The organism is Lacrimispora sanguinis (assembly GCF_044987295.1).
In the GTDB taxonomy this organism is placed as follows: domain Bacteria; phylum Bacillota; class Clostridia; order Lachnospirales; family Lachnospiraceae; genus Lacrimispora; species Lacrimispora celerecrescens_B.
Map to the genome: position 1 here is coordinate 2,478,942 of NZ_CP173277.1, position 21,542 is coordinate 2,500,483.

Below are 21,542 nucleotides of genomic sequence, written 5' to 3' on the forward strand. Positions count from 1 at the left end.
AATCGTTTCTGTTTTTGGGCATAAATATGCCGTTAAGGCACACAAATCCACAATAGTGCACATTCCATAATAACATGGCTTTGTCAACGTGTCAAGCATTTTTTACTTGTATTCTCCAATAAAATGTGTTATACTATTGCAGATAGGCCCAATTTACAAAATGAACTATTGGAGGTATTCCCGGTGAGCACATTTTTAAACGTATTATTAGTGATTCTTTTTATCGCAGCCGTGGCTATGGCGGTTCTTTATTTTCTCGGAAGAAAGCTGGAAAAGCGTCAGGTAGAACAGCAGCAGGCATTGGAAGCTGCAGCACAGTCCGTATCCATGCTGGTAATTGATAAAAAGAAAATGAAGCTAAAAGATGCAGGGCTTCCTAAGATCGTGTATGAACAAACCCCATGGTATATGCGCCGCACAAAGCTGCCCATTGTAAAAGCAAAGGTTGGCCCAAAGGTCATGACACTGATCGCTGACGCCAAGGTATTCGAAGTGCTTCCGGTCAAAACAGAAGCAAAGGTTGTGGTAAGCGGTATCTACATAACCGAGATCAAGAGCCTTCGGGGCAAAGCGGTTCCACCGGCGCCGAAAAAGAAAAAGTTTTTGGACAGGTTTAAAAAGAGCGGAAAGTAATTATCTGGTTTCTGTATTAGCAAATACATCAATACCCGTTTTTTAGTAAGTAATCTGTATCGTAAAGAAATCTGTGCAGAATGCCGGAGGGCGACTTTAGTCGCACCCTGGCATTTTTTGTTGATAAAAATAATTTATTTGAACTTAAAATATAATTTGGTCGATTTTTTGCAAAAATAGAGTTGTGAAAATAACCTATTATGTTTCCTTATATATTAGGAAGGAACACCAATCATAAACGTCATTTAAAACAGATATAATTACACGTATTTGAAAATATTTATCAGTACTATCTCAATGCTGAAACGAAAACATAAATTACAATTTTCTTTCAATTTAGTTTGAATCTTATATTAATCTTAATCTTATAACAGATCAATCTGAAATATTAATATTATGATTGTTTTCAATTTAATTTTAAAAAACCTATTGACAAAGTTATATACTTAATATACAATCAAGCTACAAGGTAGTTAGCCACAACTAACCTCTTTATAAAAATAACCTTTTCACTGCATAACCAGAAACGAAAGGAGAATTATTATGTTTAATCAAATACAATTACCATACGCATATAACGCTTTAGAGCCCCATATCGACGCTCTCACAATGGAGACCCATTACTCCAAGCATCACGCAGCATATACCAAAAATTTAAATGACGCTGCAAAAAAGGCCGGTGTTGAAGACAAAGAAATCACCGCCCTGCTCTCCTCCCTGGACAGCATTTCCGACGAATCTCTCAGAAAGGCAATCCGAAACAACGGCGGAGGATTTTATAATCATAATCTGTATTTTTCCACTATGAGCCCTTCCGGCGGAGGAGAGCCTGTCGGTCTCCTAAAGGATGCGCTGGAAAAAACTTTTGGTAGTTTTTCTGACTTTCAAAATCAGTTAAGCGGCCTGGCTGCAGGCCAGTTTGGATCCGGCTGGGGCTGGCTCTCAGCAAACCGTGATGGAAAGCTGGTTCTTTCAGCCAGTGCAAATCAGGACAATCCCCTCATGGAAGGCGGAGGGTTTGTACCGATTTTAGGCATTGATGTTTGGGAACATGCCTACTACTTAAAATATAAGAACCTTAGAGCCGACTATATTAAAGCATTTTTTGATGTTATTGACTGGAAGGCTGTTGCAGCAAACTATGAAAACATAATGAACAGCTAAGAAAAGGAGGATTATCAAGCTGCCCGAAGACGATGGCGGCGGCGCAACCGTAGATCAATTTAACGGCTATCTGGCCGAAGACCAGAAGCTTCTGTGGATGCTGAAGTCATATATAAGCTAATAGAATGCCGCTTCCTGATGGTAATATCATTAGGAAGCGGCATTTTTTGCAACTAATTTACTATTTTCATCATAATAGTACCAGTTATTCTCATCACTACTCCAATATTGGCTTGTCATAAAATACTAGAAAGGACGCATTGCAGCCCGACTATCAAATAGTCAGGCATGCAATGCGTCCTATAAATTAGACAAAACTCATTTTGGATTATAATTAATCCTCAACAAAAACTCCTATGATATTCTCACTGCTCTGTACGTAGCAACGATCGTTACCATCTTTAGCTTTAGTCTTACTCTTCTGTACAGAACCAGAAGTGTTGACTAATTTATAAACGGTATTATCCTTTTCAGCTGCCTTTTTATAGTCAATATCATAGTATTCAGTATACTTGCCACCCTTTAACTTTTCCACATTAGGTGTAGCATATCCCTTATCCTTAGCTTCTTTAATAAAGTCATCTGTAGTTAATATTGAATATTCGACACCATCAGTACCCTTTTTAGCATCTTTTACGGTTTCAATTTTAATAACAGAATACTTATCATCTTTGTCTGCCTTTAAAAGCATACCAGCTAAATAATATTTGCTGTCATCAACACCAGTTTTACCAGCACCCTTATAGCTACCGGACTTATTGAATAAGAAGTTGAAGTTATCACCATCAATTTCAACAGTCTGCTTATTTGTCTTCATCGCGCCATCAGAACCGCTGCCAAAGTAATAGCAGTAATATTTCTCACCCAACAGGGTATTAGCGCTATCTTTGAAATTATCTTCTGTATCAAACTTAGCATCATTACGATCATCATCAGATAAGATAGTATCAATCTTAGTTGTGCTATCATCCTCAAATTTGATAAACTTCAGGCCATCTTTCATTCTGCCATAATCATCAAATGCATACTTCTTACCATTAATAGTCTTGATTTCAGAAGCGACCAATTTACCATCTTTATCAGAATAGTACCAAGAATCTTCATCGTCATCATAGTCACCTTCATGAAGATTAATATCAGGAACTACCTTAAACCAACCCTTCGTTACTCTGGCACCATCTTCCGGTGATCCATAGTATCTCCAATTTGTGGTATAATCAGAAGTACCCTGTGGTTTCGTAATACTACCAGTAGCAACTGTAGATGTTGTTGGGGTAGCATCATAGATTACCCACTCAGCATTCATACGGCCATGCTCATCGAAACTATATTTTTTACCATTAATAGTTTTGCCAGTTTCTTTGACCATTTTCTTACCATTATCTTTGAAATAGAACCAACGTGTCTGATTCTCATCATCAAATACCTTGGAGCTGGAATGCCAAGCATCATCCTGATCATATTCATTATCTACAATGTCAAGATAAACCCAACCGATTGTCTGTGCGCCATCATTCTCATCACCACAGTAATAAAGGCCGTCGCCTTCTTTCCAAGCGTCATCACCGGTTTTTCTATCTCCGTCTTCACCAATCCAGCCATACAACATTTTGCCTTCGTCATCAAAGATATATTTCTTTCCGTTAACGTTCTTGAAGGAAGCGCTATTGCTGTTAGAAGAACTCTTAAAAGCTTTACCATTGGACCCGAAGTAGTACCAGTGATTAACCGGCTCATCTTCGTCATCTCCATCATAATCTTCGTTCTCAACGGAAACCCACTTATTGATTACCATAGCACCGTTCTCATCTACATAGTAGTAGTTGTCGCTATATTCAACAACAACATCGGTAGCCATCTCACCATCTTCATTTAAGTAGAACCAGTTGTCTCCTGATTTTTCCCACTTCTCTGTCTCTAAGTCGCCGCTCTTATTGTAGTACACCCATGTACCATTTTCTTCCTGCCAGCCAGTCGCTGCGAAAGAGGACATGGAAGCACCTAATGCCAGCAGTGCTGCTGTGGATAATACAGCAACTAATTTTGTCTGCTTTCTCATAATTAATGCACTCTCCTTTTTTTCTTTTTGAAATACTCTTCGAAATTCCTAATTGCATTACGAGGTTATTATACTTCTAATATTGGAAATTATCGTAAGCAACAGGGTATTTACACGTGATTATTCGTTATTTATTGCAATTTTTTCGAATTTTTCTTGATTATTCTTTGGATTACCTATATACTTATGTCAAACCATTTTTTCATCAAACTACAAGGAGAGTAACGATATGGTAAAAGAAAACACCGTAACTGATTTAGAAGCAGAAAACAAAAGCCCAGTCGAGCAAAGCCTTGATGACTTCCGAGACTATCTGGAGTTCAACAACATGTCCTCCAATACCATTCACGTATATTTATTTGCAGTAAAACAATTTCTTGGGTTATATCATGTGATCAGCCATGATAATCTCATGCTTTATAAATGTTACCTTATGGAACATTACAAGCCCCAGACCGTTAACTTGAGAATCAGAGCTCTTAACTGTTACACAGAGTCGTTACAGCTGTCCTCGTCTAAAATGCTGATGATACGGGTACAGCAGAAAACTTTTTTGGAAAACGTGATCAGCCAGGCCGATTACGAATACTTAAAAAAATGTCTGATCCGTTCCGGAAACATGCTGTATTATTTTATCATACGTTTTATGGCAGCCACAGGCGTCCGGGTCAGCGAGCTGGTCCAGATAAAGGTTGAACACGTAAAACGCGGATATATGGATATCTACTCTAAGGATAATAAAATAAGAAGAATCTACATACCAAAAAGTCTCCGGGAAGACGCCTTAAAATGGCTGCGTCAGATTGACCGGGTCAGCGGATACATATTCTTAAACCGGTATGGGGATCCGATCACCCCTGCGGGAATCCGGGGCCAGCTGAAAAAATTCACCGTCCTCTATGACTTGGATCCTAAGGTGGTTTATCCCCACTCTTTCCGTCATCGCTTTGCAAAGAACTTTATTGAAAGCTGCGGGGACATTTCCATGCTTTCGGATATATTAGGCCATGAAAGTATCGAAACGACCAGAATCTATCTTCATCGGAGCAGCACGGAACAAAAACAAATTGTCAATCAAATTGTGAATTGGTAGGAAATTATGTTAAATGAAGAATTACTGAATGATTTTAAGAAATTTTTGAAGAAAAAAAATTTATCTAGTAATACCATTACGGCCTATGCGGGCAGCGTACGGCTTTTTTACAGCATGTATAAAGAAATATCGCCGGAGAGTCTTCAGCGTTATAAAAGCTATCTGATTACCCGTTACCGGCCGGCAACCGTCAACCAGCGGATCCAGGCCATGAATCACTTTTCCCGCTTTTTAGCGGAGACCAGTGGAGAGGAATATATTTTAGTCGCCTCTTACCATCTGCCTGCAGTAAAGGTCCAGCAGAAAACTTTTCTGGATACCGTGATTTCAAATGAGGACTATGAGCTTTTTAAAGAAAAATTAAAAGAAGAAAAAAATTATTTCTGGTATTTTATCGTCCGCTTTCTGGCAACAACAGGCGCCAGGGTCAGTGAATTGATCCAAATCAAGGTCGAACATTTAAACCTGGGGTATCTGGATCTTTATTCCAAGGGCGGAAAGGTGCGCCGTATTTATTTCCCGGATTCTCTATGTGAAGAGGCGTTAGAATGGTGCCGCAGTCAGGGCAAACGAAGCGGTTTCCTCTTTTTAAATAAAGATGGACATTTAATCACCCCACGGGGAATCAATTTTCAGCTGAAACATCTGGCCAGACGCTATGGAATAGATCCTGACACGGTTTATCCTCACTCCTTCCGTCACCGTTTTGCCAAAAACTTTTTGGCCTGTTTTAACGACATTTCTCTTTTAGCGGATTTAATGGGACATGAAAGTATTGAGACTACAAGAATTTATCTCACCCGTTCCAGTCAGGAGCAGCAGCAGATCCTGGACGAAATTATCACATGGTAAACAACTTTTTTTGTATTCTTGTTTATTTTTATACAAAAATACAGTATAATTTCGAAAAGGAGGATAATATACCATGATAATTTCTTTTCGTTTTAAAAACTTCCGTTCCTTTCTGGATGAAACTTTTATTGATATGAAAGCAGTTAATTATAAGGAACATCCAAATCATCTGGTAATGGCCGGCAACAAAAAACTGCTTAAAACTCTGGCCATATATGGAGCAAATTCCAGCGGTAAAACCAATCTTTTTCTCGCTTTTACCAGCTTTCACTCTTTTATTTTCTGGCAGCTGTTTTCAATGGAGGACATTCCAAGAAAGCATTTTATGTCGCTATTACAGATCAGTTCTTTGGACAAGATCCTTCCATTCCGGGATGAGAATATCAACTCCCAGCCCACGGAAATGGAACTTACCTTTATCAGCGGACAGCGTGTCTATGAATACGGCTTCTCTGTCTTAAATAAGAAGGTTATCACGGAAAACATGGCCGTGGATAACCATGTGGTATTCACACGGAATGGGGATGAAATTACCATTGGGCGCCAGTATGAAAAAGTTTTACGTCAGAAGACAGGAATCCGTCCCCACGAAGACCGGTTATTCAGTTCTATTTTAACGTGCCTGGATATTCCCGAAATTACGGCAATCATGGAGCCTTTTGAATCCTTTTTCTCGAAGAAAATCGCTTATTACTGCGACTTTCTTGAACCGTTCCAGCTTGCGGGCCATCTGGTTATGGATGGGCGGGCATACAAAGCCCTTGAAAATCCGGAGGCCCTTAATTATGCCTTGGGGCAGCTAAGAAAGCTGGGAATCCCGGCAGAAGAACTTATTATCGAAAAGGGCATCCCTAAGCTTGGATACCGCGTGAAATCCCGTGACACCGGTGAGTATCAAATTCAATATATGGATTACACAAAGGTTTCCATGGGCACTATGAAATACCTTCAATTATTCATTCAGGTTTATCATCTGTCCCAAGGGGGCGGTGTACTGATTGTTGATAATATATCAAACGAGTTCCATCCGTCTGTTACAAAGTTTTTTATTGATACTTTTCAAAAGGACAAAAATTTAAACATACAGATTCTTTTCACGACCTACGATATCTCTATATTAAATAACCAGCAATTCCGCCGTGATGAAGTAGCTTTTGTGGATATGAATGAATACCACGAATCCAGGCTCTATACCTTAGCAGATATAAAGGTCCGGTCTGACGCCAGCTTTTCCAAGGACTACCTTTTAGGTAAATATGGAGCGATCCCGCTTCTTAAAGAATCCATTCTCTAACATAACTGAAAGGCATACTGCCAATGGCATATGTCTTTTTTTTAATTCAGGAGACGGAAATCCGCTGTGGCTTTGGAGTGAATATCAAGCACAATATTACATTCCGAAACATGCTGGTAATTGATATCCAGGGAATAGGCTACACGTACCTTTAGGCTGTCCTCTTCCTCATTAATCTGGATATCCTTTGTGCTGACCCCGATCATTAGTTCCCCAAAGGGTGTTGCATAGCAGGACATATTCTTTTTATCCTTTTCAAATGTCATATGAACACTGGAACTGCCTCGCTTGATGATATCCAGCCCGGACCCATGGATTTTAATGGTGTTCTTGGTCACTCCACCTGTATCTTCCTGGATCTCGTCATACAGAATGTAGTGCTTGCCATTTTTCATAAAATAATCGCCGGTTGTTATCATCTCAACTGAATTGCTGTCGTCTTCTGCAATCTGCATCCCGCTGATGCTGATGAGAACGTCTCTCGTCATAATAAAACTCCTTTAGTACTCCTCAATATTGATTTGTTTTGTCTCTTTTACCTGTCCCGGAAGGATGGAAGCGGCAAAACTGGTGAACTTCTCTGCCAAGTCACTGACATAGAAACGGTATTTTTCCGGATTACTGCTTTCCGGTCTGCATAAAAGGTCATTTTCATCTAAGACCTGTTTTAACTCCAGGGCAGTTTCATATGCGGGGTTTACCAATGTCACCTCCGGTCCCATGAGCCTTCCTACGGTAGAACGCAAAAGGGGATAATGGGTACAGCCAAGAACCAGTGTGTCTATATATTTTCCCTTTAATTCACTTAAATATCTGGAAGCGATTTCATCGGTTACGGAATCGTGCAAAAGCCCTTCTTCCACCAGGGGAACCAAAAGAGGGCACGGTTTTCCGGTGACTTCAATGTCATCTCTCATTTCCTTCATCACTTTGGTGTATACCCCGCTTCGTATAGTCCCTTCCGTTCCAATAATGCCGATCTTCCCGTTCTTCGTGGACTCTACGGCGGTTCTTGCTCCCGCATGGATCACACCTATAATGGGAATGTTCACTTCCTTTTCTACAGCCTCAAGGGCGCAGGCGGTGGCGGTATTGCAGGCAATCACAATTGCCTTCACATCCTGGGTCATGAGAAAGCGGATGATCTGTCTGGTAAAACGAATCACCGTACTGCAGGATTTACTTCCATAAGGCACTCTAGCCGTATCTCCAAAATATACAATTTTTTCATCCGGCATCTGCCGCATGATCTCCCGTGCAACTGTCAGCCCGCCTACACCTGAATCAAATACTCCTATAGGTGAATTTCTGTCTGCCATTTATTTTCCTCTTTCCGCCCATAGGGCGTTTCTCCTATACTCTAAAACGATCCATTGCATGCTCAAGAAGCCGGTCAACCAATTGATCCTTATTCATTCCAGCTGCTTCCCAAAGCATGGGATACATGCTGATTGCTGTAAATCCGGGCATGGTATTGATCTCATTGAATACCACACTGCCATCCTTTTTCACAAAAAAGTCAACTCTTGCCAGGCCATAGCCGTCAACTGCCTGGAAAATAGCCCTTGCAGCTTCTCTTACCCGCTGTGTGGCTCCCTCTGGCAGAACCGGGTCCACAACCGTTCTGGAATCAGAGTTGTTATACTTTGCATCAAAATCATAGAACTCCGCTGCCGCAAGAATTTCCCCAACTCCGGAAGCTTCCACAGGTGCGTTTCCGCCTCCAAATACGGCACATTCAATTTCCCGTCCGACTATCATCTCTTCTACCAGAATCTTGCGGTCATGGTTTGCTGCCTCAATCAAAGCCTCCTTAAGTTCTTGCCGGTCACATGCCCGGCTCACCCCTTTGGAAGAACCTGCATTGGAGGGTTTTACAAACACTGGATAAGAGAACTTCTCTTCTACCCTGCCTACAACCGCCTCTATATCTTTTAAGTCATGGCGCATCACCGGCACATAAGCCGCCTGAGTGATCCCCAGATCATCTGCAACGATCTTTGTATATAATTTATCCATGGAAATGGCAGAGGCTAACACTCCGCAGCCCACATATGGAATCCCCGCCAGCTCCAAAAGCCCTTGCACGGTCCCATCCTCTCCGAACAATCCATGAAGCACAGGAAATATCACATCAGCTCTGACAATCTCCGTCTTATCCCCGTCCATCAAAATAACACCGTTCATAGTTGCATCAGGAGAGATCACTGCAGAAACCGTACCATCTTTCCATGTTCCGTTTTTTATATCTTCTACAGAATCCGTTTTGATCCAACGGCCTTCTTCAGTGATTCCAATTAAAACTACATCGTATTTCTCTCTATTGATATGGTTAATAACATTGACCACCGACATACAGGATACAATATGCTCTGATGACTGGCCGCCGAATAGTACAACCGCAGTTTTTCTATCCATTTTGCTCTCCTTACTAATTTCTCAAATTTACAGTGTTTATATTATAGCACATATGGTTACAATTACAAATAGATTCAAGAAAAAAGGAGGAACCCCTATGAAGCAGAGACATGATTTATTTTTATGTATTACCTGTCTTCTGATTGCATTTTTGCTCACCTTATCAGACGGAAGGCAAAAGGATGAAGCACTGGCCGCACGGATCGCCCCTGAAATCCTGCGCTTTCACGTATTAGCAAACAGCGATAGCTCAGAAGACCAATCCCTGAAATTAAAAGTTCGCACCATGCTGCTCAATTCAATATATGAAAACCTTGGAGAAAATGCATCCCTTGAGGAAACAAAAGGCTATGTACTTGCCCACAAGGACAGCCTGGAGAAAAAAGCGGAACACTACATGAAAAAACTGGGATACAATTATCCCGCACATATGGAACTGACCAATTGTTACTTTCCCACCAAAACCTATGGAGATATGGTATTTCCCTGCGGCAATTATGAGGCCGTCCGGGTAAAAATAGGCGAAGGAAAAGGACGCAACTGGTGGTGCGTCCTTTATCCTCCGTTATGTTTCACAGATTCTTCTTATGCGGTTGTTCCGGATGCTTCCAAAGCAATATTAAAAAGTTCCATGGATGAATCTGATTATAAATTAATCAGCCGGGAAGTTCCGAAGATCCATATCCGATTCAAGCTAGTTGAGCTCCTTTCCAAAAAAGCGGAGCCTACTGACCAGAAGCCGTTACAATCCCGTTAACCGCCCACTGATAGGTATTATAGGCCTGATACAGGGTATTATAAGCGGATTGTTTCTCTCCCTCTGCCTGTGAAAATGCCATCTGAGCCTGTAAATAGCTTATCTTGCTTAACATGCCCAGTTGATAGGATCGGTCTGCCTTTTCCTTTTCCAACACCGCCTTTTCATAAGCGGTGGAGGAGGCGTCATAGGCAGCCTTTGCCTGAAGAATCTCCTGGTAAAAGGACTGCATAGTAACCGTAAGGTTCTGCTCTCCCTCTGAGATACTGGCTTCCTTGTTCTTTATGCCGGTCGTGGTCTTGTTGGACGCACCACGACGGCTATCGATTAAGTCGTAATTATTTCCGATCGCCTTTGCTGTATCCTCTTCTAAGTCCAGTGCAGTAATGGTGGAAAGATCAAGCTGAGGGATATTTCCAATCAAAACTGCCCCATCCGCTGAATATCCGGTCATCAGGCATAAAGAACGCTTCAGCCCGTCAATGGTATTGTCAAGCTGGGCAAGAGCTGCCTGGGCTGCCAAAACCCCTTTATTGGCTGCCAAAACATCTGCTTCTGTTGCCAAGCCCTGTTTCTGGCTTAAGGACTGGGCCTCATAACCTGCCACGCTTAAATCCAGTGCCTTCTGAACCACGTCACGATTGGCCATAGCGCTGCTATAGCCTATCATGATCTGGTCTGCGGCAGAAGAAAAGGTTTTCGAATAGCGGTCAACGTTTTTATTAACCCCTGAGTTAATGCGTTTGATTACTTTATCAAGCATCTGCGCCTGACCATCCAGCACCTTTACCGTGCCCTTTAAGGCCATGTATGCCTCCTCCCCTTCCTTGGTTCCTGAATCTTTCATCGCCTGGGCATTATCATTGAGATCCCGGATAGACATTCTCATTTCGTCATAGACGTACTGCTGGTTACTTAACTCATTTCCAGCCGAATCGGCAATGTTCTTTACATCAGGGTTAAAATACCTTACCAGATCGGAAAGTTCTTCAAATTCAATGGTCTGATCGTTAAGTCTGTTCCAGGTTTCTTCTCCCATCCCGTCAGGAATTGTTATACTCGTGCTGCCGGGTCCTGCTGCCCCATAAACCGGAAGGGCAGCGGTAAGGGCAAGCGACACTGCCATACAGGCAGATAAGTAGCCTTTCTTTCTCATATCTTATAAACCTCCTGCCGAAGCCAGTCCGTTTACTGCATCATCATAATTCTGAACCGCCTGGAATAGGGCAAGCTCTGATGTCTTAATGGCAAGATTCTTCGTGTCAAATGCATTCTTCTGCTTTAAATAATCCAGTTTGCTTAAGGCCCCTAAGTCATATTTTCTCTGGGCTGTATCCATATTTTTGCTTTCCAGAGCTAGTTCCGCACCAGCCTGGTCATATGCTGCCTTTGCCTGAAGAACCGCCCGGTAACGTTTTGTTAAATCAGAACCGATATTCTGCTCATTGTTTGCAATGGTCCGGTTCAAGGTCTGCTTTGTAACATCTCCTACGGCATTTTCAAGCTTCCTCATATTGATTTTTAAGGTATAGTTGCTGCTCAGGGCAGACTCCTTATCTGTGTCCGGATTCATGGCAGCAATGCGTTCCATGTTCACTGCCGGAATTTCAAGAATATCCGGTGTGTCGTTATATTTCCAGCCCAGCATTACGCAGAGCTTCTGTCTGGTCTCTTCTACGGAAGAAGTCAGCTTATCAATGGAAGCCTGAGTGCTCTGAACACTCTCTAAAGCACCCAGCACATCGGCCTGGGTTGCCATTCCTGCGTTTTGCCTTACCAGCGCAGACTGGTACGCCGCCTCTAAAAACTCCAGGCTGCTCTTTGCGCTTTCCAATTCATATTTCTGCTGAAAATAGGCGACCATAGAAGATTGGGCCGTTACTACCAGATTGGCTTCCTCCTGGTCATAGGTAAGCTGATATACTTTCAGATCCTCAACATTGTTATCTGCCAAGGCTTCCGACCGGTTGGCATTAGCCGCACCGTTAGCATCAGACACTGGATCATCTCCGGTAATCATGTCTCTGTAATCATTTGCCGCGTCCCGGTAATACTGTGCATATTGGTCTCTGGTAATCCGGTCATCCTTTTTCTTATCATTAATATCCAGCTGGTTTTTCTGAACCGTCACATTATATTCATGGATCAGGCCCGCCAGTTCATTATAATCCATCACATTATCCCGGAGCCTTGACCACTCCTCCGGGGTTCTTGCAAATTCCGGGCTTCCGGCCCAAACTGTGGCCGCCGGTCCGGAGACAGTAAGCGCTGCCGCAAGGCAGAAAGCACTGATCTGTTTCCATTTTCTCATCCTGAATCCTCCTTAACTGGGATTTTTATGCTGTTTTTCTGTCATTATTTTATCATATCCTACTTAAAACAATCAATCCACTTTCTTCCAAATAATAACCGGAAATTACGAGAGTCCGGTTCCCTGCCGCCTCTTAATCCGGCAATAAATTCTCATCCGTTTTCCCGCTCATAAGGGAATAATATATTGGAAGCATGAGCAGCGACAAAATGGTAGAAGCCGTCAGACCGCCCACGTTTACTAATGCAAGCCCCTGCATGGTTTCTCCGTTCTTTCCGACGGCCATAGCCATAGGCACCATGGACACCACTGTAGTAAGTGTTGTCATGAGGATGGGACGGAGTCTGGTAGCTCCTGCTTCAATCAGAGCGGTGCGCTTATCCATGGTTGAACGGTACTGGTTCACCGTATCCACATAAAGGATTCCTGAGTTTACCACCGTACCAATGAGCATCAAAAATCCAAGGAGGGATGGCATACTGATAGCAACTCCCGCAGCCGCCAGGAATCCAAAGGACCCAATTAAGCTGAAGGGAATGGTCGTCATGACCATTAAGGAGAATTTTGGAGATTCAAACTGGGCAGCCATAACGATGAAGATTAAGAATATAGCCGTAGCGATTGCTTTAAACAGGCTGGTAAACTCTTCCTGCATGGATTCATCTTCACTGTTCTTTGCCCTTGTAACAATATCATTCAAATATTTATTTACAATCGTTTCATCAATATCCTTATTTGCTGCCACTTTATCCTTTTTCGTTTTAACTACATCGGTAAAGGATCCTGTAATGGTAACCACGTATTGTTTGTTCTTCCTGCTGATTGAGGAAGGACTGTCTTCATAACCGATATCAGCAATATCTGTAAGCGCCACAGAGCCACCATAGTTGTTCGGAACCATAATACCCTCTACCTTATCAAGAGTATCATAGGAATCATTAGGATATTCCACTTTAACATCAACTTCCTGGCCTGCCACTTCCATGGTAGATGCCTTAGAACCGCTCAGCATACTGTTTAATAATCCGCCCACACTAGCCGGAACAACGCCTTCTGCCGCCGCCTTTATAGGGTCAACCCGGACTTTTAATACAGGCGCCGCATTTTCTAAGTCCGAATGGACCTTGATGAGCTGTGGACTTTGGATCAGCTCTGCTACCATCTGGTTTGAAACGTCTTTCAGTTTATCCAGCTGGGAGCTTTGAAGAATTACCTCAAAATCATTTTTGCTGCTCATTTGACTCATGGATGATGTGGACTCTACTGTAACATTGCAGTCAGAAAGTTGGTTCATTTCCTTTTTCCACTTGTTTACAACCTCATTGGTGGACAGCTTGCGGTCATCTTTTAAGTAAGCGGTTAAAGTTCCCTTCTTACCTCCGCTGAAGCTTAAGCCGCTCCCTCCATAGTTTACCATGTAGGACTTTAAATCCTCCTCACTGGTAACAATATCTTCCAGTTTGCTTAAGATTTTATCTGCCTCTTCCAGCTTAAGACCAGGTTTCATTTCTGCGGAAACGGTGATCGTTCCCTGGTCTACCTCGGGCATCAGCTCAAAACCAAGCTTTGTAGCCAGGGCAAAGGACGCAATCAAAAGCAGAACCGACACGATCATAACCATTGCACGCCTGTTAAGCAACCGATCTACGATCCTTCGGTAGCCATTCTGCATCGCTTTTACAATTCCACCCATTGGGGAATTTAACTTCTCAACAGGACGGAACCGGCTGTAGCACAGAGGAACAATTGTAATTGCTGAAAGCAGAGACGCCAGCATACAGAATACAATCGTGTAACCCAGCGGCTTAAAGAGCTGGCCTGTAAGGCCTTCCAAAAGCGCCAGAGGGATAAATACGACACAGGTGGTAATGGTTCCTCCAAGAATTGACTGCAGCACAACTCCCGTTCCTTCTAATGCTGCCTGCATGTATTCCCGGAACCCGGTTCCCTTTTGGGAACGGAAACAGCTCTCCATAACCACGATTGAGTTATCCACCATCATACCTACGCCAAGGACAATACTGCTCATGGTAATAACGTTCAGGGAGAAGCCCATGGCCGCCATTAAGATCAGCGACACCAGAATGGATACTGGAATGGAACTTCCTACAATGAGAGAAGCCTTGATATCTCCAAAGAAAAGGAAAATAATAATCATGGAAATAATAACCGCCATGATCATGGTATCCTTAACACTGTTAAGGGCTGATGTAATCTGGTCACTGGTATCGTCAACAACTACGATATCCAGGTTTGGGTATTCCTTTTTCAAAGTTTCAATGGTCTTTGTTACGGACTTGGAGACATCCACCGCACTGTTCTTCTGCTGTTTATTAATGGATAAGGTGATGGTATCTTCTCCATTATAACGACCGATGGCTTCCTGTTTTTCAGAGGTTTCCGAAATAACGGCGATGTCCTCCATATAAATGGTCTTTCCACCGCCAGCCACTACAGGGATCTTTTTAAGGCTTTCAATGTTTCCTACTTCTACCCCGGTACTGACAGATAAATCCCGTTTTCCCACACCGGTACTTCCTGCCGGGTAGGTAAAATCAGCCGCTTTGATGGCCTGACTGATGGAATTCATAGTAAGATGATACTGATTCATCTTTTCAGGGATCAGCCGAACGCTCACATAGCCCTTCTGGCCTCCGCTTACGCCTATGCTTGCAACGGAAGAAATCTTTTCAAATTCCGGTACGATTTTATCGTTTACATAGTTATATAGATTATTCTGGGATGGGTCTTTAACAGCCAGGGTCACCACAGGCATGTCATTGATATTGAATTCCATAACACTTGGTGTTTCCACGTCGTCTGGAAGTTCAACATTATCCATTTTCTTTTTCAGATCCGAATATGCCTTATTCATATCCGTACCATATTCGTACTCCAGCAGAACGATGGAAACATTCTCCTGAGAGCTGGACTGAACATTCTTAATGCCTGACAGGGTACCAACGGCATCTTCTACCGGCCTGGTGACCAGGTCGTTTACATCTTCCGGGTTTGCACCGGCATAAACGCTGCTGATCAACAGCATCGGAAAGTTCATTTCCGGAGTCAGCTCCATTTTGGCAGACAAAACAGAGGACAAACCAAATACAAGCAAGCACAATATTACTAAGACGGTGGTTACGGGCCGCTTTAAAACGCCTTTTGTGATTCCCATTTTACCGCCCCCTTACTGTGTTTGACCGGAAGGTTCTGTTCCGGTTTCTTCTGTCGCGACTTCTTCTGCCTGGGACTCTTTTTCATTGCCGCCTGCAAGAGTAACCTTGGAGCCCTCATATAACTCACTGGTCCATGTGGTCACTACCTGATCATTGGCAGTAATGCCGCTTGGGATCTCGCTGTACTCATTGTCTGACAACCCTACGGTTACCGCATTCTTCTTAAGCGATCCATCTGCATATGTATAAATGTACGGGTTCCCGCCCTCATAATAAATGCTGTCAACCGGAACTGTCAGTACATTCTCTGCCATCTGGGCGATTACGTAAAGCTTTACAGAAGTACCCGTAGCCAAGGTATCTCCATCGGGTATGGAAGCCTTAACCTTAAATAAGCCGCTTGCCTGATCAATCATTGTGCTCACTTCTGTTATGGCGGCCGAATGCTCGGTTCCATTCTTTTCTACCCTTATGGAATCTCCAACCTTCAGTCCTCCTACAATGCGCTCCGAAACATAAAAGGTCAAGGATTTCCCGCCTTCCCCTGAAATAACACAAAGGGTGGTCTGAGGAGAGACCATATCATGAACGCTGATGTTAAAACTTTCCACACGCCCTGCAATAGGTGCCGTCACCTGGCTGCTTTCCATCTGGATCTTATATGCAATTTTGGCATTCTCATATTGAAGCCTTGCCATCTCCACTTTATCGGCCAGAGACTGATAATCTGCTTCTGCCACATCGCCGGCTGCATAAAGAATGGAATAACGATCCAGATTCTTCTTAGCGTCTTCATAAGTAATTCTGGCGGTTTCCGAAGTGATCCGGGAACTCTCCACCTGCTTTGTGTCGATGACACAGAGAAGCTGGCCCGCAGATACCAAATCGCCGGTCTTAACTCCTACGCTTGTTATTTCTCCTGCCCCAAGAGGTGTAACATGTACAATGCTGTCCGGCTCGATCGTTCCGATCAGTTCATTGCTTAACTCAATGGTCCTGGTCTCAGGTTTTTCTACAGTTACAGCCGGCGGAACCTCCGCTACAATCTCTTCCTGCTTTCCTTTCAGTACCCTCGGAAGAATCAGCCCTGCCACAGCTGCCACAATTACAACCGCTCCTACAATGATGAATATTTTTTTCTTAGTCATAGTAACTCCTTATTTGGCCATATTAAGATTGTAATGTTTGATTACGAATTCCATATTGCAGAATTTCTAATTTTTCCAGGAAAATTTTCTTAATTTTTTCTTCATCTTCCCGATGATGGTAGTACCAGCCCATACAATGAGCAAGCTCCAAGAAAATCATGGATACCAGTTTCCCAAAGGTTTCTATACTCTGATCTTTAAAATCAGAGGTATCAATGGCCTGGTACATCAATTCCTGCAGCTCCTGCTGGTTTTTGGAATTTTCTTTGCAAAGCTGATGAGTCGCGCCAAACATTGTCTCGCTGTCGGCAATGTTCTTAACCAGCTGCAGTACATTATCCTTTGCGTTGGCTATGCTGTATTGTAAAAACATTTCGGCTGTTTTCCACAGATCACCATTATTTTTTTCCGCGTATTCCACCCAACTATTTTGAAAATTTTTAGTAGCATCTTCGAAAATATATCTAAGAACATCACGTTTATCTTCAAAATAAGTGTAAAAGCTCCCTCTTGATATTCCTGCGGCCTGGATTATTTTATTAATAGAAGCCTTTTCAAACGGCACCCTTGTAAATTCCTCCACCGCTGCATCGCAGATGGCTTTCTTTTTTCCTGCCGGAAGATTATAAAACCGTTCCGTTGGCATCGTTTCATCTCTCCTTTCTCTTTTCCATGTGAGTCCTTTGAGCACACGAAAAGGTGACAACATGCCACTTATTATAATGACACGTTGTCACCTTGTCAAGAAAGGTTATATTTATTTAATAATTTTTCCAATTTTGTTTATTCTTTGCAATTCTTACCCTGGTTTTTTGGCAAAAATGCAGGACTGCCTGGCGCTCCTATCTCCTGTCCAGAAGTTCCTTTAAGGCTTCATCGCTCTCTTCGATCCAAATATCCTCTTCCTCTTCATTAAGGCCGAGAAACTGGGCAAGGGTTTCGGTTGTACTGCTGTTATTCCATTCTTCAATAAAATCATCAATGGCTTCAAATTCTATCTCACCGGCCAGATACTTCTCCTTAAACGTCATAAAATACCTCTTTTCTTATTCCTGTTCCTTGATATTCTTTGATACGGTGATCTCCTGGTTATCAATGTGCTCCCGCATTGCTTCTTTTGCTTCCTGAACCTTCCGCTGTCTGACCGCCCTCAATATGTTATCGTGTTCCAACAGAAGAATCTGACGTTTATCCTCGTCCTTGATGTATTCCAGACGGTAACGGTACATCTGCTCTCTTAAATTATTGATCATCTGCACCAGCCTGTCATTGCAGGTACCTTTATAAATCACATCATGATAGGCTTCATCCGTCTCCGCAATCTCCATAGGATTGCCCTGTTCCACGGCCTCTTTAAATTCTTCCTGCTTTTTTTCAAGCTCCTCTACAGCCTCAGAAGTCATGCGCTGGCAAGCCAGTTCAATGGCAAGCTCTTCTAAGGATCTGCGAACCTCCAGCACATCCCTTAAGCTCTTCTCTGAAATCTTTGCAACCTCGGCGCCCTTTCTGGGTATCATTAATACCAGCCCTTCCAGTTCCAGCTTCCTGATGGCTTCCCGGATGGGGGTACGGCTGACTCCAAGACGTTCCGCAAGCTGGATCTCCATAAGACGCTCTCCCGGTGCCAGTTCCCCTTTTAAAATCGCCTGGCGCAGCGTGTTAAAGACTACATCCCGAAGCGGCAGATATTCATTCATATTAACCTTTAAATCATTGCTCATTTGTAACCTCCCTGGTATTGTAAAAATTCGTAAGATAAACCTGTTTTGCAAGGCTCTTCGCCTCGCCGTACCTCAATTCTTCATAAGCCATTTCCGCAGCTCTGGGGCTGGTAAAAATGCCAAAAACCGTGGGACCGCTTCCACTCATCAAGGCGTTCACCGCTCCCAATTCTTTCATTTTGTCCTTAATCTGTGCAATCACCGGATATTCCGGAATCGTGACTGTTTCAAGTACATTTCCCAGGCGTTCCGACACCTGGAATATGTTGCGCTTCCCAATGGCTTCAATCATGCCATCTATATCCGGATGATCCTCTTGACCTAGGCTGGGTAGATCCAGATGCTCATAAACGAACTTTGTGGATACGCTGACCCCAGGCTTTGCTATTAGCACCTGGCACTGGGGCATATCGGGAAGAGGAGTTAAAATTTCCCCAATTCCTTCGCTAAGAGCAGTTCCTCTCATCAAACAATAGGGAACGTCTGCTCCGATCTTTACCCCCCGTTCCATCAGTTCTTCTCTTGTCAGGCCAAGCTGGAACATCTTATTAACCCCGAACAGTACCGTCGCCGCATCGCTGCTGCCGCCGGCCATACCTGCAGAAACCGGAATGAATTTATTTAAGTGAATGCGGATGCCGTGAAGGATATGAAACTCTTCCATCAGAAGCTTGGCTGCTTTATAAACCAAGTTGTTTTCATTCACCGGAAGATAATAGAGATTTGTCACAACCTCAATTCCCGGAGTCTCTTTTAAGTAAATATCAATCTTATCATAAAGGCCTACGGTCTGCATGATCATTCGTACCTCATGGTATCCGTCTTCCCGTTTTCTTAAAACATCAAGCCCCAGATTAACCTTTCCATATGCTTTTAATCCCAGATGTCTTATCATAGGCAAACATCCCTCACTTTTTATTTCTTAGGATTGTATTTTTTTATTTTTTTGTATACAGTATTTATTATATAACAAAACATAGAAAAGCACAAGCGTTTTATTCCCTTATGTTTTTTAGGTTCTTGTTAATTTTTTACAAAATTTTCGTTTATCCTCTTCTAAAAATTTATTTGACAGAAAACATCAGTTGTGTATAATGTTGATATACCGAACAAGGGCGTTCCAAAACTGGAATCGCACTTTTTTTCTGTAAAAAATTAGAGGAGGTCGCGCTGTATGAAAAAGTTGGAAATTATTATCAAACCAGAAAAGCTTGAAAGTCTGAAGACAATCCTGGAAGGCTGCAAGGTCAATGGACTTATGATCAGCAACGTCATGGGATATGGTAATCAGAAAGGCTACACGCAGATGTACCGGGGTACCAAGTATAATGTGAACCTGCTTCCAAAGGTAAAAGTCGAAACCGTTGTGCCAAAGGATTTGGCAGATCAGATCATTGATGCGGTTGTAGAGGAAATCAACACGGGCAATTACGGGGATGGCAAGATTTTCGTTTACGACGTGCAGGATGTGGTTCGCATCCGGACCGGCGAACGTGGCCGGGAAGCGCTGTAATTCCCAATAAGAGCGGACATTTAATTTCATACAGAACGGAAATAAACTATCAACGGGGATAATTGCTTTCTTAAGCAGTTATGCCCGTCTTTTTATTCTCGTGAATCAATGAGTTAAATGTAATGATCCCATCAAAAAATATTAGAAGGAGTTATGATTATGGAAAATACAACCTTATTACTGAATATTATTTGGACCATGCTGGCTGCAATTCTGGTCTATTTTATGCAGGCCGGTTTTGCCATGGTAGAAACTGGGTTCACAAGAGCCAAAAATGCGGGGAACATCTGCATGAAAAATATGATGGATTTTGTTCTCGGATCTCTCTTCTACTTTATCCTTGGTTTTCCCCTCATGTTCGGAAGTAATGTGGCTGGCCTTTTCGGCAGCTCCGGGTTCTTTGATCCTTATTCTTTGGCTGACGGAAGCGGCTTATTCAACGGTCTTCCCATCGCAGTTTTCATGATTTTCCAAACCGTATTTTGTGCCACCTCAGCCACCATCGTCTCCGGAGCCATGGCAGAGCGCACAAAGTTTGCTTCTTACTTAATCTACTCAGCAGCTATCAGCGTGGTCATTTATCCCATAACCGGACACTGGATCTGGGGAGGCGGCTGGTTAGCCGACATGGGATTCCATGATTTTGCAGGCTCTACTGCGGTTCATATGGTAGGCGGCATCTGCGCCCTGGTAGGGGCTAAAATCGTCGGTCCCCGCATTGGAAAATACAATGAAGACGGGACTGCAAACGCAATTCCCGGTCACAACATTCCCCTGGGCGTTCTCGGTGTTTTCATACTCTGGTTCTGCTGGTTTGGGTTTAACTGCGGCTCCACAACTTCTGCCACCACCACTCTCGGCAACATCGCCATGACAACCAACCTGGCTGCCGCCGCTTCTACACTGACCACGCTCCTGTTTACCTGGCTGCGTTACGGTAAGCCTGACGTATCCATGACATTAAACGGTTCCCTTGCCGGTTTGGTGGCAGTTACTGCAGGCTGTGATGTGGTGACTCCCTATGAATCCATCATCATTGGAGTAATTGCAGGTCTTGCAGTGGTTCTTGCCATTGAATTTATTGATAAGAAAGCCAAAATCGATGACCCGGTGGGCGCTGTTGGCGTCCATGGATTCTGCGGCCTCCTGGGTACACTGCTGACCGGGATCTTTGGTGAGGGATGCAATTTCCTGACACAGTTAGTGGGTGTTGCTTCTGTTCTGGTTTATACAGCCGTAGCGGCTTTTATCATCTTTACTCTGCTTAAGAAAACCATAGGCTTAAGAGTCTCCGACCAGGAACAGCTGGACGGCCTGGATTTACATGAACACGGTATGACCGCCTATTCAGGCTTCCGGATCGATAAATAACCTGCTTTTCCTCATATTTATATTCATATCTT

20 protein-coding genes are annotated in these 21,542 nt (G+C 43.1%); 8 read left to right on the plus strand and 12 right to left on the minus strand.

The genetic code is table 11. From position 1 onward, the window contains the following. The first annotated feature begins 237 nt into the window (after positions 1-237). Together ACHZES_RS11575 and ACHZES_RS11580 are read left to right on the plus strand one after the other, a co-directional pair. Complete coding sequence (locus tag ACHZES_RS11575; protein ID WP_089995628.1) at positions 238-633, plus strand: hypothetical protein; 396 nt, start codon at positions 238-240, stop codon at positions 631-633. Between the two features lie 543 nt (positions 634-1,176). Further along, positions 1,177-1,797: a superoxide dismutase gene (locus tag ACHZES_RS11580; protein ID WP_154524715.1), complete on the plus strand. Its 621-nt coding sequence runs from the start codon at positions 1,177-1,179 to the stop codon at positions 1,795-1,797. A 334-nt stretch (positions 1,798-2,131) separates the two neighbouring features. On the opposite strand, the gene ACHZES_RS11585 is transcribed toward ACHZES_RS11580, so the two are convergent. Then, a complete protein-coding gene (locus ACHZES_RS11585) occupies positions 2,132-3,856 on the minus strand; it encodes a cell wall-binding protein (RefSeq protein ID WP_154524717.1) in 1,725 nt (574 codons plus the stop codon). 229 nt (positions 3,857-4,085) lie between these two features. On the opposite strand from ACHZES_RS11585, the gene ACHZES_RS11590 reads away from it, so the two are divergent. The 3 genes from ACHZES_RS11590 to ACHZES_RS11600 all read left to right on the plus strand — a co-directional run bounded on the left by ACHZES_RS11590 (position 4,086) and on the right by ACHZES_RS11600 (position 7,095). After that, a complete protein-coding gene (locus ACHZES_RS11590; protein WP_038281385.1) occupies positions 4,086-4,949 on the plus strand; it encodes a tyrosine-type recombinase/integrase in 864 nt (287 codons plus the stop codon). 6 nt (positions 4,950-4,955) lie between these two features. Next, positions 4,956-5,801, plus strand: a complete 846-nt coding sequence (locus ACHZES_RS11595) for a tyrosine-type recombinase/integrase (protein WP_154524719.1) — start codon at positions 4,956-4,958, stop codon at positions 5,799-5,801. A 73-nt stretch (positions 5,802-5,874) separates the two neighbouring features. Beyond that, on the plus strand, positions 5,875-7,095 hold the full coding sequence (locus ACHZES_RS11600) for an ATP/GTP-binding protein (RefSeq protein ID WP_154524721.1): 1,221 nt from the start codon (positions 5,875-5,877) through the stop codon (positions 7,093-7,095). A 41-nt stretch (positions 7,096-7,136) separates the two neighbouring features. On the opposite strand, the gene ACHZES_RS11605 is transcribed toward ACHZES_RS11600, so the two are convergent. The 3 genes from ACHZES_RS11605 to ACHZES_RS11615 are packed head-to-tail and all read right to left on the minus strand — an operon-like array spanning position 7,137 to position 9,513. Further along, positions 7,137-7,583, minus strand: coding sequence for a DUF1934 domain-containing protein (locus ACHZES_RS11605; RefSeq protein WP_038281389.1), 447 nt, complete (start codon positions 7,581-7,583; stop codon positions 7,137-7,139). 12 nt (positions 7,584-7,595) lie between these two features. Further along, positions 7,596-8,414, minus strand: a complete 819-nt coding sequence (gene murI, locus ACHZES_RS11610; RefSeq protein ID WP_038281392.1) for a glutamate racemase — start codon at positions 8,412-8,414, stop codon at positions 7,596-7,598. A gap of 34 nt (positions 8,415-8,448) precedes the next feature. Next, positions 8,449-9,513 (minus strand): D-alanine--D-alanine ligase family protein, encoded by a 1,065-nt coding sequence (locus ACHZES_RS11615; protein WP_395548935.1) that lies wholly within the window; start codon positions 9,511-9,513, stop codon positions 8,449-8,451. 97 nt (positions 9,514-9,610) lie between these two features. Between ACHZES_RS11615 and spoIIR the strand changes: the two genes are divergently transcribed. Further along, positions 9,611-10,270 carry a stage II sporulation protein R gene (gene spoIIR, locus ACHZES_RS11620; RefSeq protein ID WP_154524725.1) on the plus strand — a complete coding sequence of 220 codons (660 nt, stop codon included), beginning with the start codon at positions 9,611-9,613 and terminating at the stop codon, positions 10,268-10,270. Here spoIIR and ACHZES_RS11625 read toward each other — a convergent pair. From ACHZES_RS11625 to ispE, 8 genes are all read right to left on the minus strand, one after another. Next, positions 10,239-11,426 carry a TolC family protein gene (locus ACHZES_RS11625; RefSeq protein ID WP_395548937.1) on the minus strand — a complete coding sequence of 396 codons (1,188 nt, stop codon included), beginning with the start codon at positions 11,424-11,426 and terminating at the stop codon, positions 10,239-10,241. The genes spoIIR and ACHZES_RS11625 overlap by 32 nt on opposite strands. A 3-nt stretch (positions 11,427-11,429) precedes the next feature. Next, on the minus strand, positions 11,430-12,581 hold the full coding sequence (locus ACHZES_RS11630; RefSeq protein ID WP_038281398.1) for a TolC family protein: 1,152 nt from the start codon (positions 12,579-12,581) through the stop codon (positions 11,430-11,432). A gap of 133 nt (positions 12,582-12,714) precedes the next feature. Further along, positions 12,715-15,756 carry an efflux RND transporter permease subunit gene (locus tag ACHZES_RS11635; protein WP_038281399.1) on the minus strand — a complete coding sequence of 1,014 codons (3,042 nt, stop codon included), beginning with the start codon at positions 15,754-15,756 and terminating at the stop codon, positions 12,715-12,717. A gap of 12 nt (positions 15,757-15,768) precedes the next feature. Continuing rightward, entirely contained in the window at positions 15,769-16,905 is a 1,137-nt protein-coding gene (locus tag ACHZES_RS11640) for an efflux RND transporter periplasmic adaptor subunit (RefSeq protein ID WP_395548940.1), read from the minus strand. Positions 16,906-16,927: 22 nt separating this feature from the next. Beyond that, a complete protein-coding gene (locus ACHZES_RS11645) occupies positions 16,928-17,551 on the minus strand; it encodes a TetR/AcrR family transcriptional regulator (RefSeq protein ID WP_038281402.1) in 624 nt (207 codons plus the stop codon). 196 nt (positions 17,552-17,747) lie between these two features. Then, positions 17,748-17,936: a hypothetical protein gene (locus ACHZES_RS11650; RefSeq protein ID WP_038281403.1), complete on the minus strand. Its 189-nt coding sequence runs from the start codon at positions 17,934-17,936 to the stop codon at positions 17,748-17,750. 15 nt (positions 17,937-17,951) lie between these two features. Then, a complete protein-coding gene (locus tag ACHZES_RS11655; RefSeq protein WP_395548942.1) occupies positions 17,952-18,626 on the minus strand; it encodes a GntR family transcriptional regulator in 675 nt (224 codons plus the stop codon). Next, positions 18,616-19,521: a 4-(cytidine 5'-diphospho)-2-C-methyl-D-erythritol kinase gene (gene ispE, locus ACHZES_RS11660; protein WP_395548944.1), complete on the minus strand. Its 906-nt coding sequence runs from the start codon at positions 19,519-19,521 to the stop codon at positions 18,616-18,618. Before ispE ends, ACHZES_RS11655 begins: the two co-directional genes overlap by 11 nt. 279 nt (positions 19,522-19,800) lie before the next feature. Here ispE and ACHZES_RS11665 point away from each other — a divergent pair, with 279 nt between their 5' ends. Then, on the plus strand, positions 19,801-20,139 hold the full coding sequence (locus ACHZES_RS11665; RefSeq protein WP_038281408.1) for a P-II family nitrogen regulator: 339 nt from the start codon (positions 19,801-19,803) through the stop codon (positions 20,137-20,139). 159 nt (positions 20,140-20,298) lie between these two features. Continuing rightward, positions 20,299-21,510: an ammonium transporter gene (locus tag ACHZES_RS11670; protein ID WP_395548945.1), complete on the plus strand. Its 1,212-nt coding sequence runs from the start codon at positions 20,299-20,301 to the stop codon at positions 21,508-21,510. The last annotated feature ends 32 nt before the right edge of the window (positions 21,511-21,542 follow it).

Bases quoted from the DNA above. Each gene is read 5' to 3' on its own strand.
- ACHZES_RS11575 (WP_089995628.1), top strand. From the start codon at position 238: ATGGCGGTTCTTTATTTTCTCGGAAGAAAGCTGGAAAAGCGTCAGGTA.
- ACHZES_RS11580 (WP_154524715.1), top strand. From the start codon at position 1,177: ATGTTTAATCAAATACAATTACCATACGCATATAACGCTTTAGAGCCC.
- ACHZES_RS11585 (WP_154524717.1), bottom strand. From the start codon at position 3,856: ATGAGAAAGCAGACAAAATTAGTTGCTGTATTATCCACAGCAGCACTG.
- ACHZES_RS11590 (WP_038281385.1), top strand. From the start codon at position 4,086: ATGGTAAAAGAAAACACCGTAACTGATTTAGAAGCAGAAAACAAAAGC.
- ACHZES_RS11595 (WP_154524719.1), top strand. From the start codon at position 4,956: ATGTTAAATGAAGAATTACTGAATGATTTTAAGAAATTTTTGAAGAAA.
- ACHZES_RS11600 (WP_154524721.1), top strand. From the start codon at position 5,875: ATGATAATTTCTTTTCGTTTTAAAAACTTCCGTTCCTTTCTGGATGAA.
- ACHZES_RS11605 (WP_038281389.1), bottom strand. From the start codon at position 7,583: ATGACGAGAGACGTTCTCATCAGCATCAGCGGGATGCAGATTGCAGAA.
- murI (WP_038281392.1), bottom strand. From the start codon at position 8,414: ATGGCAGACAGAAATTCACCTATAGGAGTATTTGATTCAGGTGTAGGC.
- ACHZES_RS11615 (WP_395548935.1), bottom strand. From the start codon at position 9,513: ATGGATAGAAAAACTGCGGTTGTACTATTCGGCGGCCAGTCATCAGAG.
- spoIIR (WP_154524725.1), top strand. From the start codon at position 9,611: ATGAAGCAGAGACATGATTTATTTTTATGTATTACCTGTCTTCTGATT.
- ACHZES_RS11625 (WP_395548937.1), bottom strand. From the start codon at position 11,426: ATGAGAAAGAAAGGCTACTTATCTGCCTGTATGGCAGTGTCGCTTGCC.
- ACHZES_RS11630 (WP_038281398.1), bottom strand. From the start codon at position 12,581: ATGAGAAAATGGAAACAGATCAGTGCTTTCTGCCTTGCGGCAGCGCTT.
- ACHZES_RS11635 (WP_038281399.1), bottom strand. From the start codon at position 15,756: ATGGGAATCACAAAAGGCGTTTTAAAGCGGCCCGTAACCACCGTCTTA.
- ACHZES_RS11640 (WP_395548940.1), bottom strand. From the start codon at position 16,905: ATGACTAAGAAAAAAATATTCATCATTGTAGGAGCGGTTGTAATTGTG.
- ACHZES_RS11645 (WP_038281402.1), bottom strand. From the start codon at position 17,551: ATGCCAACGGAACGGTTTTATAATCTTCCGGCAGGAAAAAAGAAAGCC.
- ACHZES_RS11650 (WP_038281403.1), bottom strand. From the start codon at position 17,936: ATGACGTTTAAGGAGAAGTATCTGGCCGGTGAGATAGAATTTGAAGCC.
- ACHZES_RS11655 (WP_395548942.1), bottom strand. From the start codon at position 18,626: ATGAGCAATGATTTAAAGGTTAATATGAATGAATATCTGCCGCTTCGG.
- ispE (WP_395548944.1), bottom strand. From the start codon at position 19,521: ATGATAAGACATCTGGGATTAAAAGCATATGGAAAGGTTAATCTGGGG.
- ACHZES_RS11665 (WP_038281408.1), top strand. From the start codon at position 19,801: ATGAAAAAGTTGGAAATTATTATCAAACCAGAAAAGCTTGAAAGTCTG.
- ACHZES_RS11670 (WP_395548945.1), top strand. From the start codon at position 20,299: ATGGAAAATACAACCTTATTACTGAATATTATTTGGACCATGCTGGCT.